This is a genomic window from Pseudoalteromonas sp. S3260 (genome assembly GCF_005886925.1).
GTDB classification, from domain to species: domain Bacteria; phylum Pseudomonadota; class Gammaproteobacteria; order Enterobacterales; family Alteromonadaceae; genus Pseudoalteromonas; species Pseudoalteromonas tetraodonis.
In genome coordinates this window covers 1-353 of sequence record NZ_PNCV01000247.1, presented here as the reverse complement: position 1 = coordinate 353, position 353 = coordinate 1, and the positions used below count along the sequence as shown (strand labels likewise).

Sequence of the window (353 nt, the reverse complement as noted above, 5' to 3'; positions counted from 1 at the left end):
GGTTCTCTTTACTAGGTGGCGCTGGCTCAAACAACGCGTTGGGCATTATGGTGCTCAAAGACTGGGAGCAGCGAACGGCACCAGATATGGGCTTAAAACAGATTATTACCCGTATCCAAGGGCAGTTATGGGCCATGCCTGATGCCCAGATTATGGTCTTTAATGCACCGCCTATCCCAGGGTTGGGGAATAGCTCGGGGTTTGAGTATCGATTATTAGACTCCGAAGGTAGAGACCCAGCCGAGCTAGCACAAGTTATGAATGGTTTGATATACGATGCCAACCAACGCCCTGAACTGCAAAATGTATTTAGTACATTCCGCGCCAATGTGCCGCAATACTTTTTAGAGGTC

1 protein-coding gene is annotated in these 353 nt (G+C 48.7%); it reads left to right on the top strand.

Going from position 1 to position 353, the window contains the following annotated elements; translation table 11 throughout:
- Positions 1-353, top strand: a 353-nt coding sequence (locus CWC14_RS18335) for an efflux RND transporter permease subunit (RefSeq protein WP_171036883.1), incomplete at both ends; no start/stop codon positions are given.